The sequence below is a fragment of the Actinokineospora iranica genome (assembly GCF_900101685.1).
Classification (GTDB): Bacteria; Actinomycetota; Actinomycetes; order Mycobacteriales; family Pseudonocardiaceae; genus Actinokineospora; species Actinokineospora iranica.
In genome coordinates this window covers 206767-222621 of sequence record NZ_FMZZ01000001.1, presented here as the reverse complement: position 1 = coordinate 222621, position 15855 = coordinate 206767, and the positions used below count along the sequence as shown (strand labels likewise).

The window sequence follows — 15855 nt, the reverse complement described above, 5'->3', positions numbered from 1 at the left end:
CCGTGGGGTCGACCTTCGATCAGTCGGCATCCGCCCGGATCGGGTCGCTATCGATTGGAGAGGTTGTGGTCACCGGATTCAGGGTGGATCTCATCTGGAGAACCCTGTCCTGGAGCAGGTGCCCGCCTGCTCGGCGGCGAAGGAGAACGCGTTGACCCGCGACTCCGACCTGCCGGAGTTCCAGGCCCAGCAGGCAGCCCAGGGTCAGGCGCAGGGTCGAGCCCGCCGCGTTGCCCCGGAAGTGCTGTCTCACCGGGCCGCGGATCTGCCGCGGTGCGACGCCCACATACAGCAGACGGCCCCCGTCCAGGGACTCGTGCGGGGCGGAAGTGAAATGCCAGCCGTAGACACCGGGCACGGCGGGCACCGGCGACGGGCGGACATGGACCTCGTCCCGTGTCCAGAGGCGTTCGGGTCGCCGCAACCGCGCGATGATCGTCTGCGCGTCGGGGGTGGTGCCGCTCATCAGGACAGTGTGCTTGCCGAGGATGGCTTGGTCACAACCTGAAAACGGTATGGGTCGCGGCGGGCGATCACCGGATGGAATGCGGGTTCGCCACACTATCGGGTGTACAAGCTCCGAATCTTTGCACTGTGGCTACCGCTGGAACCAGCATCTAAGAACATGATAGTGACAAACGACAGCGCACGCGCTGACTTCGAGAAGCTGCGGAATACCGTCGGGCGGGTCGATCCCCGGGAATTGGACGCGCTGTGGCCGCGTCTCCCGGTTGTCAGGGTGGAGGAGATTCTCGGGCTCTGGCGCGGCACGCCGCTGGAGACCGGGCACAAGCGGCTGGGGTATTTGCGCGAGATTTCCTGGTTCGGGAAGCACTTCGTCGCCCCGATGGACGCGAAGCCGTTGATCTGCCACGCCGCCGATGGGTCGCTGCGGTCGGAGCCCGCGGACGGTGGGGAGGCCAGTCTGTGGATGGCCGAGTACCGCGGTGAGTTGACCGCGACGATGGTGTACGACCGGATGCCGCTGCTGGACCACTTCAAGGCCGCCGGTCCGGACACGTTGCTCGGTGTCATGAACGGCAAGGACACGGACTTCGTGTCCGACGACGGGCACCGTTTGTACTTCATCCTCGACCGGGCCTGAGCCGACCACGCGGCGGGTGGACCCGTCGCGGCGGGCGGGTGGGGGCTCGGGCATTCTGGGGCGCGGTGGAACCGTGGCGGGGCCTGGCGCGTCGCAGGGGTGCCGCGGCGGCGGGTCGAGGAGAGGAAGGCGTCCATGGCGGGACGAGGTTCCGAGCCGACCGAGGAAGACGGGCCGCTGTTTCGCGAGGCCTATCGGCAGGCCGACGCGGTGGACCGGGCCCAGACCCCCGGGGACCGTCGCAAGGCGATGGCCGGGTTCGCCCCGCGGGCGCTGGTGGCGCTGGCCGAGGGGTTCCTGCGGGACGCGCTGAAAACCGGAGCAGTGGTGTTCTCGGTGATCGTCGCGGTGATGGCGGCGACCTCCGGTGACGCGGTGTGGGCGGCGGCGGGGATCGTGTCCGGTGTGGTCGGCGTGGGACTGGTCGCGGTCGCCCTGATCCGGCACTGGTCGTTCGGCAGGCAGTGGGCCGTCATCGCCGTGGTGATCGCCGTTCAGGCGGCGTACATGATTCTGTTCTGGAAGACGCACTGATTGGCGGCGCGATGACAGATGTGACGGTGGAGCTGAGTGACCTGCGGGGGTGGGCCGCGCAGACCGGGCGCGGGTCCGCCGACCTCGGCGCGGCGCACGGGTACGCCAGTTCCCATATCGCTGACGCCGACTTCGGCGCGATCCTGGAGCTGATCACCGGCGACTACGCCGCGCTGCTGCCGAAGATGCACGGCATCCTGGAGAGCGACAGCTCCGGCATGGGCCAGGAGCAGCGGGCGCTCAGCGCGAGCGCGGACGCCTACCAGGATGCCGACCGGCAGGGCCGCGACCGGTTCGTCGAGCTCGGTGGCTCCGGCGCCCTGCACGCCTCCGACGACGGCGTCGCCAACGGCTTCGAGGACGGCGTCACCGCGCAGACGAAGCTGACCACGCCGAGCACGGCCAACATCACGCTGCCCGAGGTGTCCTTCGGGTGGATCCTCGACAAGGTCTGCGAGCTGGTCATCTGGGTCGGTGGCCCGGACCCGCGCGAGTACGTCACCAAGTGGATCGCAGGCGACGTCAACAAGGCGACCATGCAGGCGATCGCGTGGGAGTGCGTCGCCGCCTGCGTCGAGGCGGTCGAGGCGAACCTCAAGTCGGGCAGCGCGGCGATCGCCCGGACCTGGATGGGCCCGGCGTCGGCCGCGTCGGCGACGCAGATGGGCAAGTGGAGCGCCTGCCTGGTCGACCAGGCCGCCAAGATGCGCCAGATGTCCGCGCACCTGAAGTCCATGGTCGACCAGGCGGTCAAGATGGCCCAGGTCGTGGTCGACATCATCAAGACCGTGATCGACGTCGTCTCCGCCGGGCTGAGCAACGCGGCGATTCCCCTGTACGGGCAGTGGAAGCTGATCAACTCGGTCAAGCAGGCCATCACGATGATCAATAACGCGCGCAAGGTCATCACCGTGTTCTGGGACGTGCTCAAGCTGGTCGTGGACACGATCAAGATGTGCGCGTCCGCCTTCAACGCCGAGTCGCTGCCGCCCGCCCCGGCCACCGCGCCCGCGCCGACCCCGGCGGGGGTGGGCGGATGATGCCGGGCGCTGAGGACCGCATCCAGGCGGCCATCGCCGAACTCGACGCCGTGATCGGCCGGGCGCAGGAGGACCTGTACCGGTTCCAGCGGGCGAACGAGCCGACCCGGGAGGAACTGCAAGCCCTGCAGGACGCGGCGCGGCGCGGCGAACTCGGCGACGACATGCGGGAACTCGCCCGGCGGGTGGAGAGCGGCCAGGACTCCTGGCGCGCGATCTTCGCGGGCGAGTCGCCCAACGCGAACCTGTTGCGCGGCCACCTCGAACGGATGGCAGAGGAGAACCGGGAGGCGATCTCCACCGCCCTCGCCGAGGACGAGACGTTCGACCCGTTCGCGCCCAGCCCCGACCTCTGAGCCGCCGCTACTCGCAGCCGACGCCGTCTTTGTTGTGGTCGAGGCCGTAGATGTCGCGGCCGATGACGCGGACGGGGCCCGCGACGTAGGCCGGGCCGTTGCCGGTGCCGCCCGCGCAGTCGACGTCGCTGGCGACGGGGACGCAGCCGCTGTAGTTGGGGTCGCACTTGGACTGCGGCGCGGGCTCGGCCGCTGGCGGCGGCGGGGCCTGGGTGGCGGGCTTCGTGGTGGTGGCGGCCTTGCGGGTGGTCGTCTTCGGCGTGGTGGTCAGCGGCGTGGTGGTCAGCGGGACCGCGGGCTCGGGGGCGGCGGGGGCGATCGTTGTGGTGGTCGGGGCCGGGGTGGTGGTCGTGGTGGCCTGAGTCGTGGTGGCCCGGCTGGTCGTGGTCGGCTGGGCGGCGGTGGTCGTGGTGGCGCGGACCTGCGCGGAGGTGGACGAGGGGGACTCGTCGTCGTTGGCGATGGCGGCGACCAGCGCCACGGCGATCACCGCGGCGGCGATCCAGGCGGGACGCGCGGAGCCACGACGGCGCTGCTGGGGAACGGCGGGCATGGGCGTCGCGGCATACGGCTCCCGCGGCGGCACGGGCGGCATGTCGGCCACCGGACCGGCCGGGGGCGGCACGACGCAGGCGCGCTCGGCGTCGCGGGGCAGGCGGAGGACGAGTTCCAGGCCCCTCGGTCCGGACTGGATGGTCGCCGCGCAGCCCGGCCTGCCGCCCGCGTCCGTGACCTGGGCGACGAGGGCGCCGTAGCGCTGCGACATCAGGTGGGTCAACTCGCCGACGCGGCGTCCGTCGAGGCGCACCTCGATGGCGGGCTTGCCGCGGTGCTTCCCTGAGCCCACAACGCACCGGCCCAACTCGACAGCCACCTGCCGCTGCGATCCCGGGGCCACCGGGTAACGGGCCAACACGGACTGATGGTGTTCCTCGCGGGTGACCGCGACGGTCACCTCGGCCGCCAACATGACCAGACCGGCCGACGAGTTCTCCACCATGTCGCACTCCAGACGCTCAACGGGATCTGCCAGTGCATCGGCGAATCGGCGGAGGCGTTACCGGGAGGTGAATCGGGCCGTCCCAGATGGCTGTCCGTTGTGGCTTTACCGCGACCCGGAGCGCTGATAGCGCAGCAGGACGACTCCGCTGCCGAAGGTTCGGGTCTCGATGAGTTCGAGGCTGGTCATGGTGTCCGCGTCGCGGAAGAGGCGGTGGCCGCGGCCGATGAGGACCGGGTGGACATAAAGCCGGTACTCATCGATCAAATCAAGGTCGCGGAACGTGGCGGCGAGGTTGGCGCCGCCCAGCGCGAGGTCGCCGCCGGATCGGGCCCGCAACGCCCGGACCTCCTCGGCGACCACCTCGCGTTTGATGGTCGTGCTCCACTCCGCTTGCCGGAGGGTCCTGGAGAACACGATTTTCGGCGTTTCCCGCCAGATCCTGGCGAACTCGGCCTCGACGTGGCCGGTGGCGGGATCAGCGTCGGCGGTGGGCCAGAAATCGGCCATCAGCTCATAGGTGACGCGACCGTCGAGAAACGCGCTCGCCGTCTTGAGGTATTCGTTGAAATGCCGGTGCAACTCGTCGTCGACCAGGTGCCAGTCGATTTCCCGGTTGGGGCCCTCGAAGAAGCCGTCGGCGGACACCGACATCGCCAAGACGATTTTTCCCATCACGGTCCTCGCTGAGGTCGTCCCGTCAGTGCGGGCGACGTTACTCCTGGTCGGCGGGCCGCTGCCGCGGAATCGTGGCGAACCAGGCCCGGACCTCGGCGCTGAGCCGGTCGCGGACGCCTTCGGCGGGGTCGTAGTAGGCCGCGTAGGCCTCGGCGAACCATTCCCTGGGGGTCGAGAACTGGTAGTTGGACAACGCGTGCTGTCTGCGCTGAGCGGTGGAGTAGCTGACCCAGGTGTCGTAGTGGTCGACGTGGAAGGTGCGGCCGTCGACGTCCAGGATGGGGGCGCCGCCGTCGTCCAGGGTCCAGGGTTGGGCCAGGGCCAGCCGCACGAAGCGGAGCACCAGGGCGCTGCGCTCGGCGTGGGCCGCGGCGTCCAGGTGCGGCTGGTAGCGGGCGAGGAAGCGGTGCAGCCTGCTCTCGTTGCCCGCGGCGTTCTCCCGCGCGGACCGGGGGCGCAGCAGCCCGGACAGCGTTGTGACCGCTTGCCGGTGGCCCGCCGGGTTGACCGTGTGCAGGCCCGCGCGGGTGAGGACGGCTTCGGCGACCTCGTCGAGGTCGAGCCCGTTGTCGTAGGTGCGCCAGCCGCCGAAGCGTTCCTCGCCCGCCAGGTCGCGCTCCCAGGCGACCATCAGGTCCACCGAGTGCCCGACCTCGTGCCGCACGGTCCACTCGACCAGGTTGCCGTGCGCGAGCGCGTCGGAGGTCCCGCCCATCACGTGCCGCTCGCCCCGGCCGATGCCCAGCGCGCGGTCGCCGCCGCGGCTCACGCCTTCGTAGCCGGAAAGCGCGCCCCGGTCCATCTGCCCGCGCTGCCACGCGCTGCTGCGGTTGAGCCGCGCGTAGAGCCACTGCGGCGCGCGGACCCCGCCCGCGAGCACCGGGCGCACGATGGCCACGGTTTGCTGGTCCTCGCGGTACTCGCTGGTGCTGCCGTCCTGGTTGTCGTCCATCTCGATCGCGAGAAGGTGCTCGTTGTCCCTCAGGTCCGACAACGGCAGCTCCCGCAGCGCCGCGTCGATCTGGTCGAGCATCGCGTTGGTGAAGTGCGCCCCGCCGCCCGGCCCCGGCCCGATCCGGATGCCGTAGGTCGCGCTCATCGCCTGTTCACGCGCCACCGCCCCGCGGGGCCGCCCCGGTGTCTCGACCCGCTGCACGGTGGGCCGGTCGGCGAGCATGTCCGTCACGGCGGCGTTGCCCGCGGCCCGCTGCAGCGCCAGGATTCGCGTGGCCGCGGAGTTCTGGTGCTCCCGCGAGGTGCGCTGTTCCTCCCTCGGCTCCTTCGACCGGCCTTCCCGCCTGTGCGCTTTCATGCCCCTCCTTGGCTGGACGATCGCCTTCCAGCCTTGGGCAGGACGAGAACGCCCGGAACGGCCGCCTGGGCATCGGTAGGGCAGACCGGCTGCCCGGTCAGGTCGCCGAGGGTGAGCCAGAACCCTTCGACGTCTACCGGGTCTGCCGCGGCAGGTGGGCCAGGACCAGGCCCACCGACGCGATGATGACGTTCTGCAGCGCGGCTTGCAGCCCGTTCCACTGCTGGGACTGCCACATCAGGAACCACTCGCCGCCGATGACGATGAAGCCCAGGCCGAACAGGGCCAGCATCATGACCCAGCCCGCTGTCGCCCACTGCCGGGCGACGGTGTCCTGGCGGCGGAAGAACTGGACTGTGGCGGTCGCCAGCACGAGGGCGGTGAGCGCCTCCCACACGATGATCCCGATGTACGCGGCGGTGGCCGCCCACGGCGCGGTGATCGCCCGCCACATCGTGTTCGGCGACCCGAACGTGGTGTCCATCGCCAGCACGTGGATGACGAACGCCTCGTTGGTCGGGTAGTCGGTGGTGTTGTTGACGGCGACCAGCAGCAGGTAGATCGCCGTCAACAGGGTCATCAGCGTGACGGCCGTCCGCAGGCCGCCCAGCCGGGAGATCACGCGCATACGGCCACCGTACCGCTACGGGTAGTGCCTCGGGGTGAACACGACCTGGCTGCCGTCCCCGCGCTCCACCGTCCGGGTCTGCGACGAGCCGACCAGCACCAGGCACCGCATGTCCACAGTGGACGGATCAAGGTCGGCGAGGCGCAGGACGCGCACGCTCTCGGTCGGGCCGCCGACGTCGCGGCCGATCACCACGGGGGTGTCCGGGGAGCGGTGGCGCAGCAGCAGGTCGCGGGCCTCGCCGAGCTGCCAGGTGCGGGTCTTCGACGCCGGGTTGTAGATGGCGATCACCAGGTCCGCCGCGGCCACCGCGTCGAGCCGGGCGGTGATGACCTCCCACGGCTTCAGCCGGTCCGACAGCGAGATCACGCAGAAGTCGTGCCCGAGCGGCGCGCCGACGCGGCTGGCGACAGCCTGGGCCGCGGTCAGGCCGGGCAGCACCCGGACGGGCACGTCCTTCCACTGCGGATCGGTCGCCACCTCCAGCACCGCCGCGGCCATCGCGAACACGCCCGGGTCGCCGGAGGAGACCACCGCGACCCGGCGGCCGCGCTTGGCCAGGTCCAGGGCGAACGCGGCGCGCTCGGCCTCCACCTGGTTGTCCGAGGCGTGCCTGCGCTGGCGCGGGTTCGGTGGCACCCGGTCGAGATAAGTCTTGTATCCCACCAAGTCGTCGGCGACCGCGAGGGCTTCCTGCGCCTCCGGGGTCAGCCACGGCCGCCCGGCCGGTCCGGTGCCGACGACCACGACCTCGCCTTCGCCCGGCGTAGCGGATTCTCGCTCCACTGTGGACGCGACGCCGTCGTTGACCGGGCTTGGCAGCAGCGCCAACGAGAAGTACGGCACCGTGGACGGGTCCACTTCGGACAGCGGCAGGCTGCGGCCCTGGTCCCAGGTCGCCCGCTCGACATACAGCGCGCGGTCCAGCTTGCCCGCCGCCGCGAACGCGTCGCGGACCTTGCCGAACGTCCGGCCCAGCTTCAGCACCGCTGCGGAGTCCGTGCTCGCCAGGTGCCGCGCCAGGTCCTCGGCTGGCAGCGTCCCCGGCAGCACGGTCAGCACTTCCTCGCCCTCGACCAGCGGCCTGCCCAGCACCGCCGCCGCGGCGCTGACCGAGGTCACACCGGGGACGACCTCGGTGCGGTACCGGTCGCACAGCCGCTTGTGCATGTGCATGTAGGACCCGTAGAACAGCGGGTCGCCCTCGGCGAGGACCACCACGTCGCGGCCCGCGTCGAGATGCGCGGCCAGCCGCGCGGCGCTGTGCTCGTAGAACTCGGCGATGGCGCCCGCGTAGCCGCCGGGGTGGTCGGTGGTCTCGACGGTCAGCGGGTAGATCAGCTGCTCTTCGATCTGCCCGTCGCGCAGATACGGCGCGGCGACGCCGCGCGCGATGGACCGGCCGTGCCGGGCGCTGTGGTAGGCGATCACGTTGGCGGCGGAGATCAGCCGGGCGGCCTTGACGGTCACCAGGTCGGGGTCGCCGGGGCCGAGGCCGACGCCGTAGAGGGTGCCGGTCATTCTTCCTCGCTCGCGATCGCGTTGACCGCGGCGACGGCCATGGCGCTGCCGCCGCGCCTGCCGCGCACGACCAGGTGCGGGATCGGGAACGCGGCGAGCGCGTCCTTCGACTCGGCCGCGCCGATGAACCCGACCGGCAGGCCGAGCACGGCGGCGGGCTTGGCGGCGCCCGCGTCGATCATGTTCAGCAGCCGGAACAGGGCGGTCGGCGCGTTGCCGATCGCGACGACCGCGCCGTCGAGGCGGTCGCGCCACAGCTCCAGGGCCGCGGCGCTGCGGGTGTCGCCCAGTTCCTCGGCCAGGGCCGGGACGCGCGGGTCGGACAGGGTGCAGATCACCTCGTTGTCGGCGGGGAGCCGCTTGCGGGTGATCCCGGAGGCGACCATGTGCGCGTCGCACAGCACCGGCGCGCCCGCGAGCAGCGCCGCGCGCGCCGCGGCGACGACGTCGGGGGAGTAGGCCACGTCCCGCACCAGGTCGACCATCCCACAGGCGTGGATCATGCGGACCACCACGCGCGCCACGTCCGTGGGCAGCCCCGACAGGTCGGCCTCCGCGCGGATCGTGGCGAACGAGCGGCGGTAGATCTCCGCGCCGTCCCGGATGTAGTCGATCACTGTTGCTCCTGCCTTCTCCCCGCGGCCACCATGGCCGCCTGGTCGCCGGGCGTCGCCCGGCCCCCGACGAGGTAGCCGTCCTCGGTGGCCACCACGTCGAGCACATCTCCCGCAGGCCGCCCGCACCGCCGGGCGCAGCCCGACCAGTGCACCGGCCGCCCCGGCCCCGCGGGCATTCCCAGCGCGGCCGACCGCACGTCGGCCAGCGCCTTCGCGCACCCCGGCCGCCCGGCGCAGGCGGTCACGCCGATGCCCGGCGCGGCCGGGTCGGTCACCAGCCCGGCGGGCAGCGGGCCACGCCCGCGCGCCACCAGGCCGCGCCACGGCGTGAGCACCACGTCGCCGAGCGCGGACGCCTGCTCGCCGGTGAGCCGCCCCAGCGGCGCGACCGCGCCAAGACCCGGTGTGCCGTCGGCGAACTCGACCGGCCCGAGCGGACCGACCGACGGCGGCGCCCCGATGGCCACCCGCTCGTCGCTCGCGCCGAGCGCGGCGGCGATCTTCGCCACATCCGGCCCGAGTTCGGCGATCCGCCACTGCTCGGCGCGCAGTTCCAGGAACGCCGCCGCGGCCGCCAGCATCGCGGGCACGACCTCGCCCGGCCCGAGCCGCACGCCGAAGTCCCGGCCACCCAACAGCAGCGCCACCTGGTCGCCGACCGGCAGCGCCGCCACGTCCGCGCCCAGCCACGCCACATCCCCGCGCCCGTCATCGAGGACGAACAGGAACCGGCCGGGAAGCCCCGCCAGCTCCGGTCTCGCGCACAGCGCCTCGTCCAGCGCCGCCGCCTGCTCCACCGGACCCAGCGGGGAGGCCATGATGTTGCGCACTTTCTCGTGCGTCAGCGACGGCAGCAGCCCGACCTCGGCCAGCCGCGCGGCCAAGTCGACCTCCGCCCCGAGGGCCAGCCCGCGCACTTGCAGGTTGGCCCGGGAGGTCAGTTCCAGCGTGCCGTCGCCCAGGTCGGCGGCCGATTCCGCGACGGCGGCAAGCTGCTCGGCACGCAGCAGACCACCGGGAACCCGGATGCGCGCCAGCCCGCCGTCGGCCGCCCGGTGCACGTCGAGCGCGCCCGGGCAGGCGTCGGCGCCCGTTCGGCGCTGGGAGGAAGGCACCGCTCGAATATAGGGTGAGCCCGACACAGCGATGGCATGTGGAGGAAGCCGGTGCGATTCCGGCGCGGTCCCGCCACTGTCACCGGGGAGCGAGCCCTGAGATCGGCCACGGCGCGAGCCGGAAGGCCAGGGGGAGCGGCGATCCGGAAGCCAGGACACTCCGGCCGTCGCGACCCACGACCCGGGGCGAGGACCCCAGGAAGGGCCTCATGATCCTGCTCTTGTCGACCTCCGACACCGACCTGCTCTCCGCGCGCGCCAGCGGCGCGGACTACCGGCTGGCCAACCCGGCCCGGCTCCCGCTGGACGAGCTGCCCGCCCTGCTCGACGGCGTGGACGTGGTGATCGTGCGCCTGCTCGGCGGCCGCCGGGCCTGGGAGGACGGCCTGGACGCGCTGCTCGCGGGCCCGCGCCCGGTCGTGGTGCTCGGCGGCGAGCAGGCCCCGGACGCCGAGCTGATGGAGTGCTCGACCGTGCCCGGCGGCGTGGTCGCCGAGGCGCACCGCTACCTGGCGTTCGGCGGCGCGGACAACCTGCGTGAACTTTTTCACTTCCTGTCCGACACGCTGCTGCTGACCGGCGAGGGCTTCGCGCCGCCCGCCGAGCTCGCCCCGTGGGGACACCTGGAGCGCACGCCCAAGCGCACCGAGGGTCCGCGAGTCGGCGTGCTGTACTACCGCGCCCACCATCTCGCCGGGAACACCGCGTTCGTCGAGGCCCTGGCCTCGGCGGTCGAAGACGCGGGCGGCCAGGCCGTCCCGGTGTACTGCGCCTCGCTGCGCACCGCCCCCGCCGAGCTGCTCGACGTCCTGGGCACCCTCGACGCGCTGGTCGTCACCGTGCTCGCCGCGGGCGGCACGCTCCCGGCCGCCGCGGGCGCGGGCGGCGACGACGGCGCGTGGGACGTCGGCGCGCTCGCCGACCTGGACATCCCGATCCTGCAGGGCCTGTGCCTGACCTCCAGCCGCTCGGATTGGGAGGACAGCGACGACGGCCTGTCCCCGCTGGACACCGCGACCCAGGTCGCCGTCCCGGAGTTCGACGGCCGCCTGATCACCGTCCCGTTCTCGTTCAAGGAGCAGGACCGCGACGGCCTGTCGGTCTACGTGCCCGACCCGGAGCGCGCCGCGCGGGTCGCCGGGATCGCGGTCAAACACGCCGCCCTGCGGCATGTGCCGCCCGCCGAGCGCAAGATCGCGCTGATGCTCTCGGCGTACCCGACCAAGCACTCCCGCATCGGCAACGCCGTCGGACTCGACTCCCCGGCCAGCGCCGTGCGGCTGCTGGTCGCGCTGCGCGAGGCGGGCTACGACATCGGCGAGCTGCCCGGAGTGGACGCGGGCGACGGCGACGCGCTGATCCACGCGCTCATCGAGGCGGGCGGGCAGGACCCGAACTGGCTCACCGAGAAGCAGCTTTCCGGCAACCCGGTCCGCATCCCCGCCGCCGAGTACCGCGCCTGGTACGACACGCTGCCCGCCGAGCTGCGCGAGTCCATGGAGCGGCACTGGGGCCCGGCGCCCGGCGAGCTGTTCGTGGACCGGTCGCGGAACCCGGACGGCGAGATCGTGCTGGCGGCCCTGCGCGCGGGCAACGTCGTGCTCATCGTCCAGCCGCCGCGCGGCTTCGGCGAGAACCCGGTCGCGATCTACCACGACCCGGACCTGCCGCCGAGCCACCACTACCTCGCCGCCTACCGCTGGGTCGCGGCGACCTTCGGCGCGCACGCGATGATCCACCTCGGCAAGCACGGCAACCTGGAATGGCTCCCCGGCAAGAACCTGGGGCTGTCCTCGGCCTGCGGGCCCGACGCCGCGCTGGGCGACCTGCCGCTGATCTACCCGTTCCTGGTCAACGACCCGGGCGAGGGCACCCAGGCCAAGCGGCGCGCGCACGCGACCCTGGTCGACCACCTGGTGCCGCCGATGGCCCGCGCGGAGAGCTACGGCGACATCGCCCGCCTGGAGCAGCTGCTGGACGAGCACTCCAACATCGCGGCGATGGACCCGGCGAAGCTGCCCGCGATCCGCGCGCAGATCTGGACGCTGATCCAGGCCGCCAAGCTCGACCACGACCTCGGCCTGGACGACCGCCCGCACGACGCGGAGTTCGACGACTTCCTGCTGCACGTCGACGGCTGGCTGTGCGAGATCAAGGACGTGCAGATCCGCGACGGCCTGCACACCCTGGGCGACCCGCCGGTCGGCGCGGCCAGGGTCAACCTGGTCAACTCGATGCTGCGCGCCCGGCAGATGTGGGGCGGGCAGGCCGCCGCGCTGCCCGGCCTGCGCGAAGCGCTGGGACTGGCGGAAGACGGCTCGGAAAGCCGCACCAAGACCGACGAGATCGACGCGGTGGCCCTCGCCCTGGTCCAGGCCATGGAGGACCACGACTGGCGGCCTGACGACGTTCGGCAGGTCACCCAGGACGTTCTGGGCGCGGAGAATGACGCCGTGGTCGAGGTGCTGACCTTCGCCGCCGTCGAGGTCGTGCCCCGCCTGGCCAAGACCACCGACGAGATCGGCAACATCCTGCACGCCCTCGGCGGCGGCTACGTGCCAGCTGGCCCCAGCGGCTCGCCGCTGCGCGGCCTGGTCAACGTGCTGCCCACCGGCCGCAACTTCTACTCGGTCGACCCGAAGGCCATCCCGAGCAGGCTCGCCTGGGAGACCGGCTCGGCCATGGCCGACTCGCTGGCCGCCCGCTACCGCAAGGACACCGGCGAGTGGCCGCGCTCGGTCGGCCTGTCGGTGTGGGGGACCTCGGCGATGCGCACCGCGGGCGACGACATCGCCGAGGTGCTTGCCCTGCTGGGCGTGCGCCCGGTGTGGGACGAGGCGTCGCGGCGGGTCAGCGGGCTGGACGTGATCCCGCTCGCCGAACTGGGCCGCCCGCGCATCGACGTCACGGTAAGGATTTCCGGCTTCTTCCGGGACGCTTTCCCGCACGTGGTCTACCTTCTCGACGACGCCGTGCGGCTCGTCGCCGGGCTGGAAGAGTCCGAAGAGGACAACTACGTGCGCGCCCATGTCCTGGCCGACAACGACAAGGACGAGCGCCGCGCCACGACCCGCATCTTCGGCTCCAAGCCCGGCGCGTACGGCGCCGGGCTGCTGCCGCTGATCGACAGCCACAACTGGCGCGACGACCGCGACCTCGCCGAGGTCTACGCGGTGTGGGGTGGCTTCGCCTACGGCCGCGACCTCGACGGCGCCGCCGCCCGCGCGGACATGGAGTCGGCGTACCGGCGGATCAACGTCGCCGCGAAGAACGTCGACACCCGCGAGCACGACATCGCCGACTCCGACGACTACTTCCAGTACCACGGGGGGATGGTCGCCACGGTCCGCGCGCTCACCGGCAAGGCGCCCGCCGCCTACATCGGCGACAGCACCCGGCCCGACGCCGTGCGCACGCGCTCGCTGGCCGAGGAGACCAACCGGGTGTTCCGCTCCCGCGTGGTCAACCCGCGCTGGATCGAGGCGATGCGCAGGCACGGCTACAAGGGCGCGTTCGAGCTTGCCGCCACCGTCGACTACCTGTTCGGCTACGACGCCACCACCGGCGTCGTGGCCGACTGGATGTACGACAAGCTCGCCCAGACCTACGCGCTGGACCCGGAGAACCGCAAGTTCCTCACCGAGTCCAACCCGTGGGCCCTGCACGGCATCGCCGAGCGCCTGCTGGAGGCCGCCGAGCGCAAGATGTGGGCTGAGCCCGACCCGGCGACCCTGCGGCGGCTCCAGGAGCTGTACCTGCAGGTGGAGGGCGACATCGAGGCGGGCTCGGAGTAGCGGAAGCTGTGCTGACAAGGCTGTGCAGAAGATCAAGACTGGTGCCCGCGCCCGCGCGGGCACCAGTCTTGATCACATGCTGCCCTCCGGAGTCCTTGTCCCCCTCGTCACCCCGTTCACCCCGGACGACCGCGTCGACCGGGACGCCGTCGCCCGCCTGGCCCACGAGGCGCTGACCGACGGCGCTGCCGGGCTGGTCGCGCTCGGCACCACGGCCGAGGCGGCCACGCTCGACACCGCCGAACGCGCGGCCGTACTCGACGTGTGCCGTTCCGTCGCCCGGGAGCACAACGCGCCACTGGTCGTGGGCGCAGGCTCCAACGACACGGCTGCGACCGCCCGTGCCTTGGCCGCCCTGCCCTCGGATATCGCCGCCGCGCTGGTTGTCGTCCCGCCGTTCACCCGACCGTCGGTTGACGGCGTGGTGGCGCACTTTCGGGCGCTCGGCGCGGCCAGCCCCGTTCCCCTGGTCGTCTACAACGTGCCCTACCGCACCGGCCTCACCCTTGACGCCGGGACGGTGCTGCGCGTCGCCGCCCTGCCCGGGGTCGCCGCCACCAAGCACTCCGTCGGCGCTGTCGACCCGGACACGGTCGCCCTGCTGGCCCGCCGCCCGGCCGGGTTCGGCGTCTACGCCGGCGACGACATCCTCGCCTCGCCGCTGCTGGCCCTCGGCGCGGACGGCGGCATCCTGGCCTCCGCGCACGTCCATACCGGCCGGTTCGCCGATCTCGTCTCCGCGTGGCACAACGGCGAGGTCGACCGGGCCCGCGCCATCGGCCACCGGCTGGCGGCGCTGTCCGCCGCGCTGTTCGCCGAGCCCAACCCGGTCGTGGTCAAGGCCGTGCTGCACGCCCAGAGCCGCATCGGCACCCCCGCCGTCCGGCTGCCGTTGCTCCCCGCGAGCCCGGCCGCCACGGCCACGGCGATGGTCCACGTTGATCGACTCGCCCAGGATTGATCGCTGGTCGTGCGGGGTACCCACCGGTCCGACGCCACACCCACCACGGAGGACCGATGTCCGCAGACGTGATCGAGCTGATCATGGCCGACCACCGCCGCTTCGAGGAGCTGTTCCGCCTGCTTCGGGACCGCACCAGCGACCGCGCCAAGGTGCTCGACGAACTCGCCCACCTGCTCGTCGCGCACGCCGAGGCGGAAGAGGCCGAGGTGTACCCGGCGCTGCGCCGCTACAAGGACATCCCCGACGGCGAGGTCGACCACGGCCGCGAAGAGCACGCCGAGGGGCACCAGGCCCTGCTCGCGCTCATGGAAATCGAGGACACCGAGGCCGACGCGTGGGAGGACGCGCTGGAAGAGCTGGTCACGGCGATCAACCACCACGTCGACGAAGAGGAGCGGACCATCCTCAACGACGCCCGCGAGAACGTCGCCGACAGCAGGCGGGCGGAACTGGGGGAGCGGTTCGTCACCGTCCGCGACGAGCGGATCAAGGCGGGGTGCGGCGAACTGGCGCACGTGCGCGAGGTGGCCGAGCAGACCAAGGACCGGATCGACGACTGAGAGGACGAGACGATGATCCTGCGCAGGCTGGCCCGGCCGATGCTTGCCGCGATCTTCATCAGCGGCGGCGTGAACGCCCTGCGCGCGCCAGAGGCGCACGCCGAGGCGGCGAAACCGTTCCTGCACGACGCCATGGGCAAGGTCGGCGACAAGCTGCCCGAGCAGGTGCCCACCGACCCGACGACCCTGGTCAAGATCGACGGCATGGTGAAGGTGGGCGCGGGCCTCGCGCTCGCGTTCGGGCGGTTCCCGCGCCTGGCCGCGCTGCTGCTGTCCGGGAGCCTGGTGCCGACCACGTTGGCCGCGCACCGGTTCTGGGAGGAGAAGGAGCCAGAGCGGCGGCAGGAGCAGCAGATCCACTTCGTCAAGAACGTCGGCCTGCTCGGCGGGCTGATGCTCGCCGCCGCCGACACCGCGGGCAAGCCCTCGCTCGGCTGGCGGGCCAGGCGGGCGGGCCACGTGCTCGGCGAGCACGCGCACGAGTTCGGCGAATGGGCGCAGGACACCACCCACACCGTGGGGGCCGCGCCGAAGAAGGCCAAGAAGGCGCTGCGAAGCGTGCTGCCCGGCTGATCCGGACGGCGCGACGGAATCTCCGGGGTCAGGATTTCGTCCACTCAGGTGGATAGGT

16 protein-coding genes and 1 riboswitch are annotated in these 15855 nt (G+C 72.2%); of the genes, 8 read left to right on the top strand and 8 right to left on the bottom strand.

Annotated elements, in window-relative coordinates:
• Positions 1 to 19: 19 nt before the first annotated feature.
• Complete coding sequence (locus BLS56_RS01085) at positions 20 to 466, bottom strand: GIY-YIG nuclease family protein (RefSeq protein ID WP_228771263.1); 447 nt, start codon at positions 464 to 466, stop codon at positions 20 to 22.
• Positions 467 to 631: 165 nt separating this feature from the next.
• Here BLS56_RS01085 and BLS56_RS01080 point away from each other — a divergent pair, with 165 nt between their 5' ends.
• The 4 genes from BLS56_RS01080 (at position 632) to BLS56_RS01060 (ending at position 3035) form a co-directional block, all read left to right on the top strand.
• Entirely contained in the window at positions 632 to 1105 is a 474-nt protein-coding gene (locus tag BLS56_RS01080; protein ID WP_228771262.1) for a DUF4334 domain-containing protein, read from the top strand.
• Positions 1106 to 1240: 135 nt separating this feature from the next.
• The gene (locus BLS56_RS31150; protein ID WP_175482601.1) at positions 1241 to 1639 is read left to right on the top strand and encodes a hypothetical protein; all 399 of its coding nucleotides are present in this window, start codon (positions 1241 to 1243) and stop codon (positions 1637 to 1639) included.
• An 11-nt stretch (positions 1640 to 1650) separates the two neighbouring features.
• Complete coding sequence (locus BLS56_RS01065) at positions 1651 to 2679, top strand: hypothetical protein (protein ID WP_139190450.1); 1029 nt, start codon at positions 1651 to 1653, stop codon at positions 2677 to 2679.
• Positions 2676 to 3035 (top strand): hypothetical protein, encoded by a 360-nt coding sequence (locus BLS56_RS01060; protein WP_139190449.1) that lies wholly within the window; start codon positions 2676 to 2678, stop codon positions 3033 to 3035. The genes BLS56_RS01065 and BLS56_RS01060 overlap by 4 nt, the downstream gene beginning before the upstream one ends.
• A gap of 7 nt (positions 3036 to 3042) precedes the next feature.
• Here BLS56_RS01060 and BLS56_RS31145 read toward each other — a convergent pair whose 3' ends face one another.
• The 7 genes from BLS56_RS31145 to BLS56_RS01025 all read right to left on the bottom strand — a co-directional run bounded on the left by BLS56_RS31145 (position 3043) and on the right by BLS56_RS01025 (position 9906).
• Positions 3043 to 4035, bottom strand: coding sequence for a ubiquitin family protein (locus BLS56_RS31145; RefSeq protein ID WP_175482575.1), 993 nt, complete (start codon positions 4033 to 4035; stop codon positions 3043 to 3045).
• Positions 4036 to 4140: 105 nt separating this feature from the next.
• On the bottom strand, positions 4141 to 4710 hold the full coding sequence (locus BLS56_RS01050; RefSeq protein ID WP_091447168.1) for a dihydrofolate reductase family protein: 570 nt from the start codon (positions 4708 to 4710) through the stop codon (positions 4141 to 4143).
• 40 nt (positions 4711 to 4750) lie between these two features.
• Positions 4751 to 6025, bottom strand: a complete 1275-nt coding sequence (locus BLS56_RS01045; protein WP_091447165.1) for a hypothetical protein — start codon at positions 6023 to 6025, stop codon at positions 4751 to 4753.
• A 133-nt stretch (positions 6026 to 6158) separates the two neighbouring features.
• Complete coding sequence (locus tag BLS56_RS01040) at positions 6159 to 6653, bottom strand: DUF2165 domain-containing protein (protein ID WP_091447162.1); 495 nt, start codon at positions 6651 to 6653, stop codon at positions 6159 to 6161.
• A 15-nt stretch (positions 6654 to 6668) separates the two neighbouring features.
• Positions 6669 to 8174, bottom strand: coding sequence for a precorrin-3B C(17)-methyltransferase (cobJ, locus tag BLS56_RS01035; protein ID WP_091447160.1), 1506 nt, complete (start codon positions 8172 to 8174; stop codon positions 6669 to 6671).
• The gene (locus BLS56_RS01030) at positions 8171 to 8791 is read right to left on the bottom strand and encodes a precorrin-8X methylmutase (RefSeq protein ID WP_091447158.1); all 621 of its coding nucleotides are present in this window, start codon (positions 8789 to 8791) and stop codon (positions 8171 to 8173) included. The genes cobJ and BLS56_RS01030 overlap by 4 nt, the downstream gene beginning before the upstream one ends.
• Positions 8788 to 9906, bottom strand: a complete 1119-nt coding sequence (locus tag BLS56_RS01025; RefSeq protein WP_091447156.1) for a hypothetical protein — start codon at positions 9904 to 9906, stop codon at positions 8788 to 8790. The genes BLS56_RS01030 and BLS56_RS01025 overlap by 4 nt, the downstream gene beginning before the upstream one ends.
• 42 nt (positions 9907 to 9948) lie before the next feature.
• Positions 9949 to 10066: riboswitch (cobalamin riboswitch) on the top strand.
• 49 nt (positions 10067 to 10115) lie between these two features.
• Between BLS56_RS01025 and cobN the strand changes: the two genes are divergently transcribed.
• The 4 genes from cobN to BLS56_RS01005 all read left to right on the top strand — a co-directional run bounded on the left by cobN (position 10116) and on the right by BLS56_RS01005 (position 15797).
• Positions 10116 to 13700 (top strand): cobaltochelatase subunit CobN, encoded by a 3585-nt coding sequence (cobN, locus tag BLS56_RS01020; protein ID WP_091447153.1) that lies wholly within the window; start codon positions 10116 to 10118, stop codon positions 13698 to 13700.
• 76 nt (positions 13701 to 13776) lie between these two features.
• Positions 13777 to 14661, top strand: coding sequence for a dihydrodipicolinate synthase family protein (locus tag BLS56_RS01015; protein WP_091448672.1), 885 nt, complete (start codon positions 13777 to 13779; stop codon positions 14659 to 14661).
• A 56-nt stretch (positions 14662 to 14717) separates the two neighbouring features.
• Positions 14718 to 15224: a hemerythrin domain-containing protein gene (locus BLS56_RS01010; protein ID WP_091447150.1), complete on the top strand. Its 507-nt coding sequence runs from the start codon at positions 14718 to 14720 to the stop codon at positions 15222 to 15224.
• 12 nt (positions 15225 to 15236) lie between these two features.
• Entirely contained in the window at positions 15237 to 15797 is a 561-nt protein-coding gene (locus tag BLS56_RS01005; protein ID WP_091447148.1) for a DoxX family protein, read from the top strand.
• Positions 15798 to 15855: the final 58 nt, after the last annotated feature.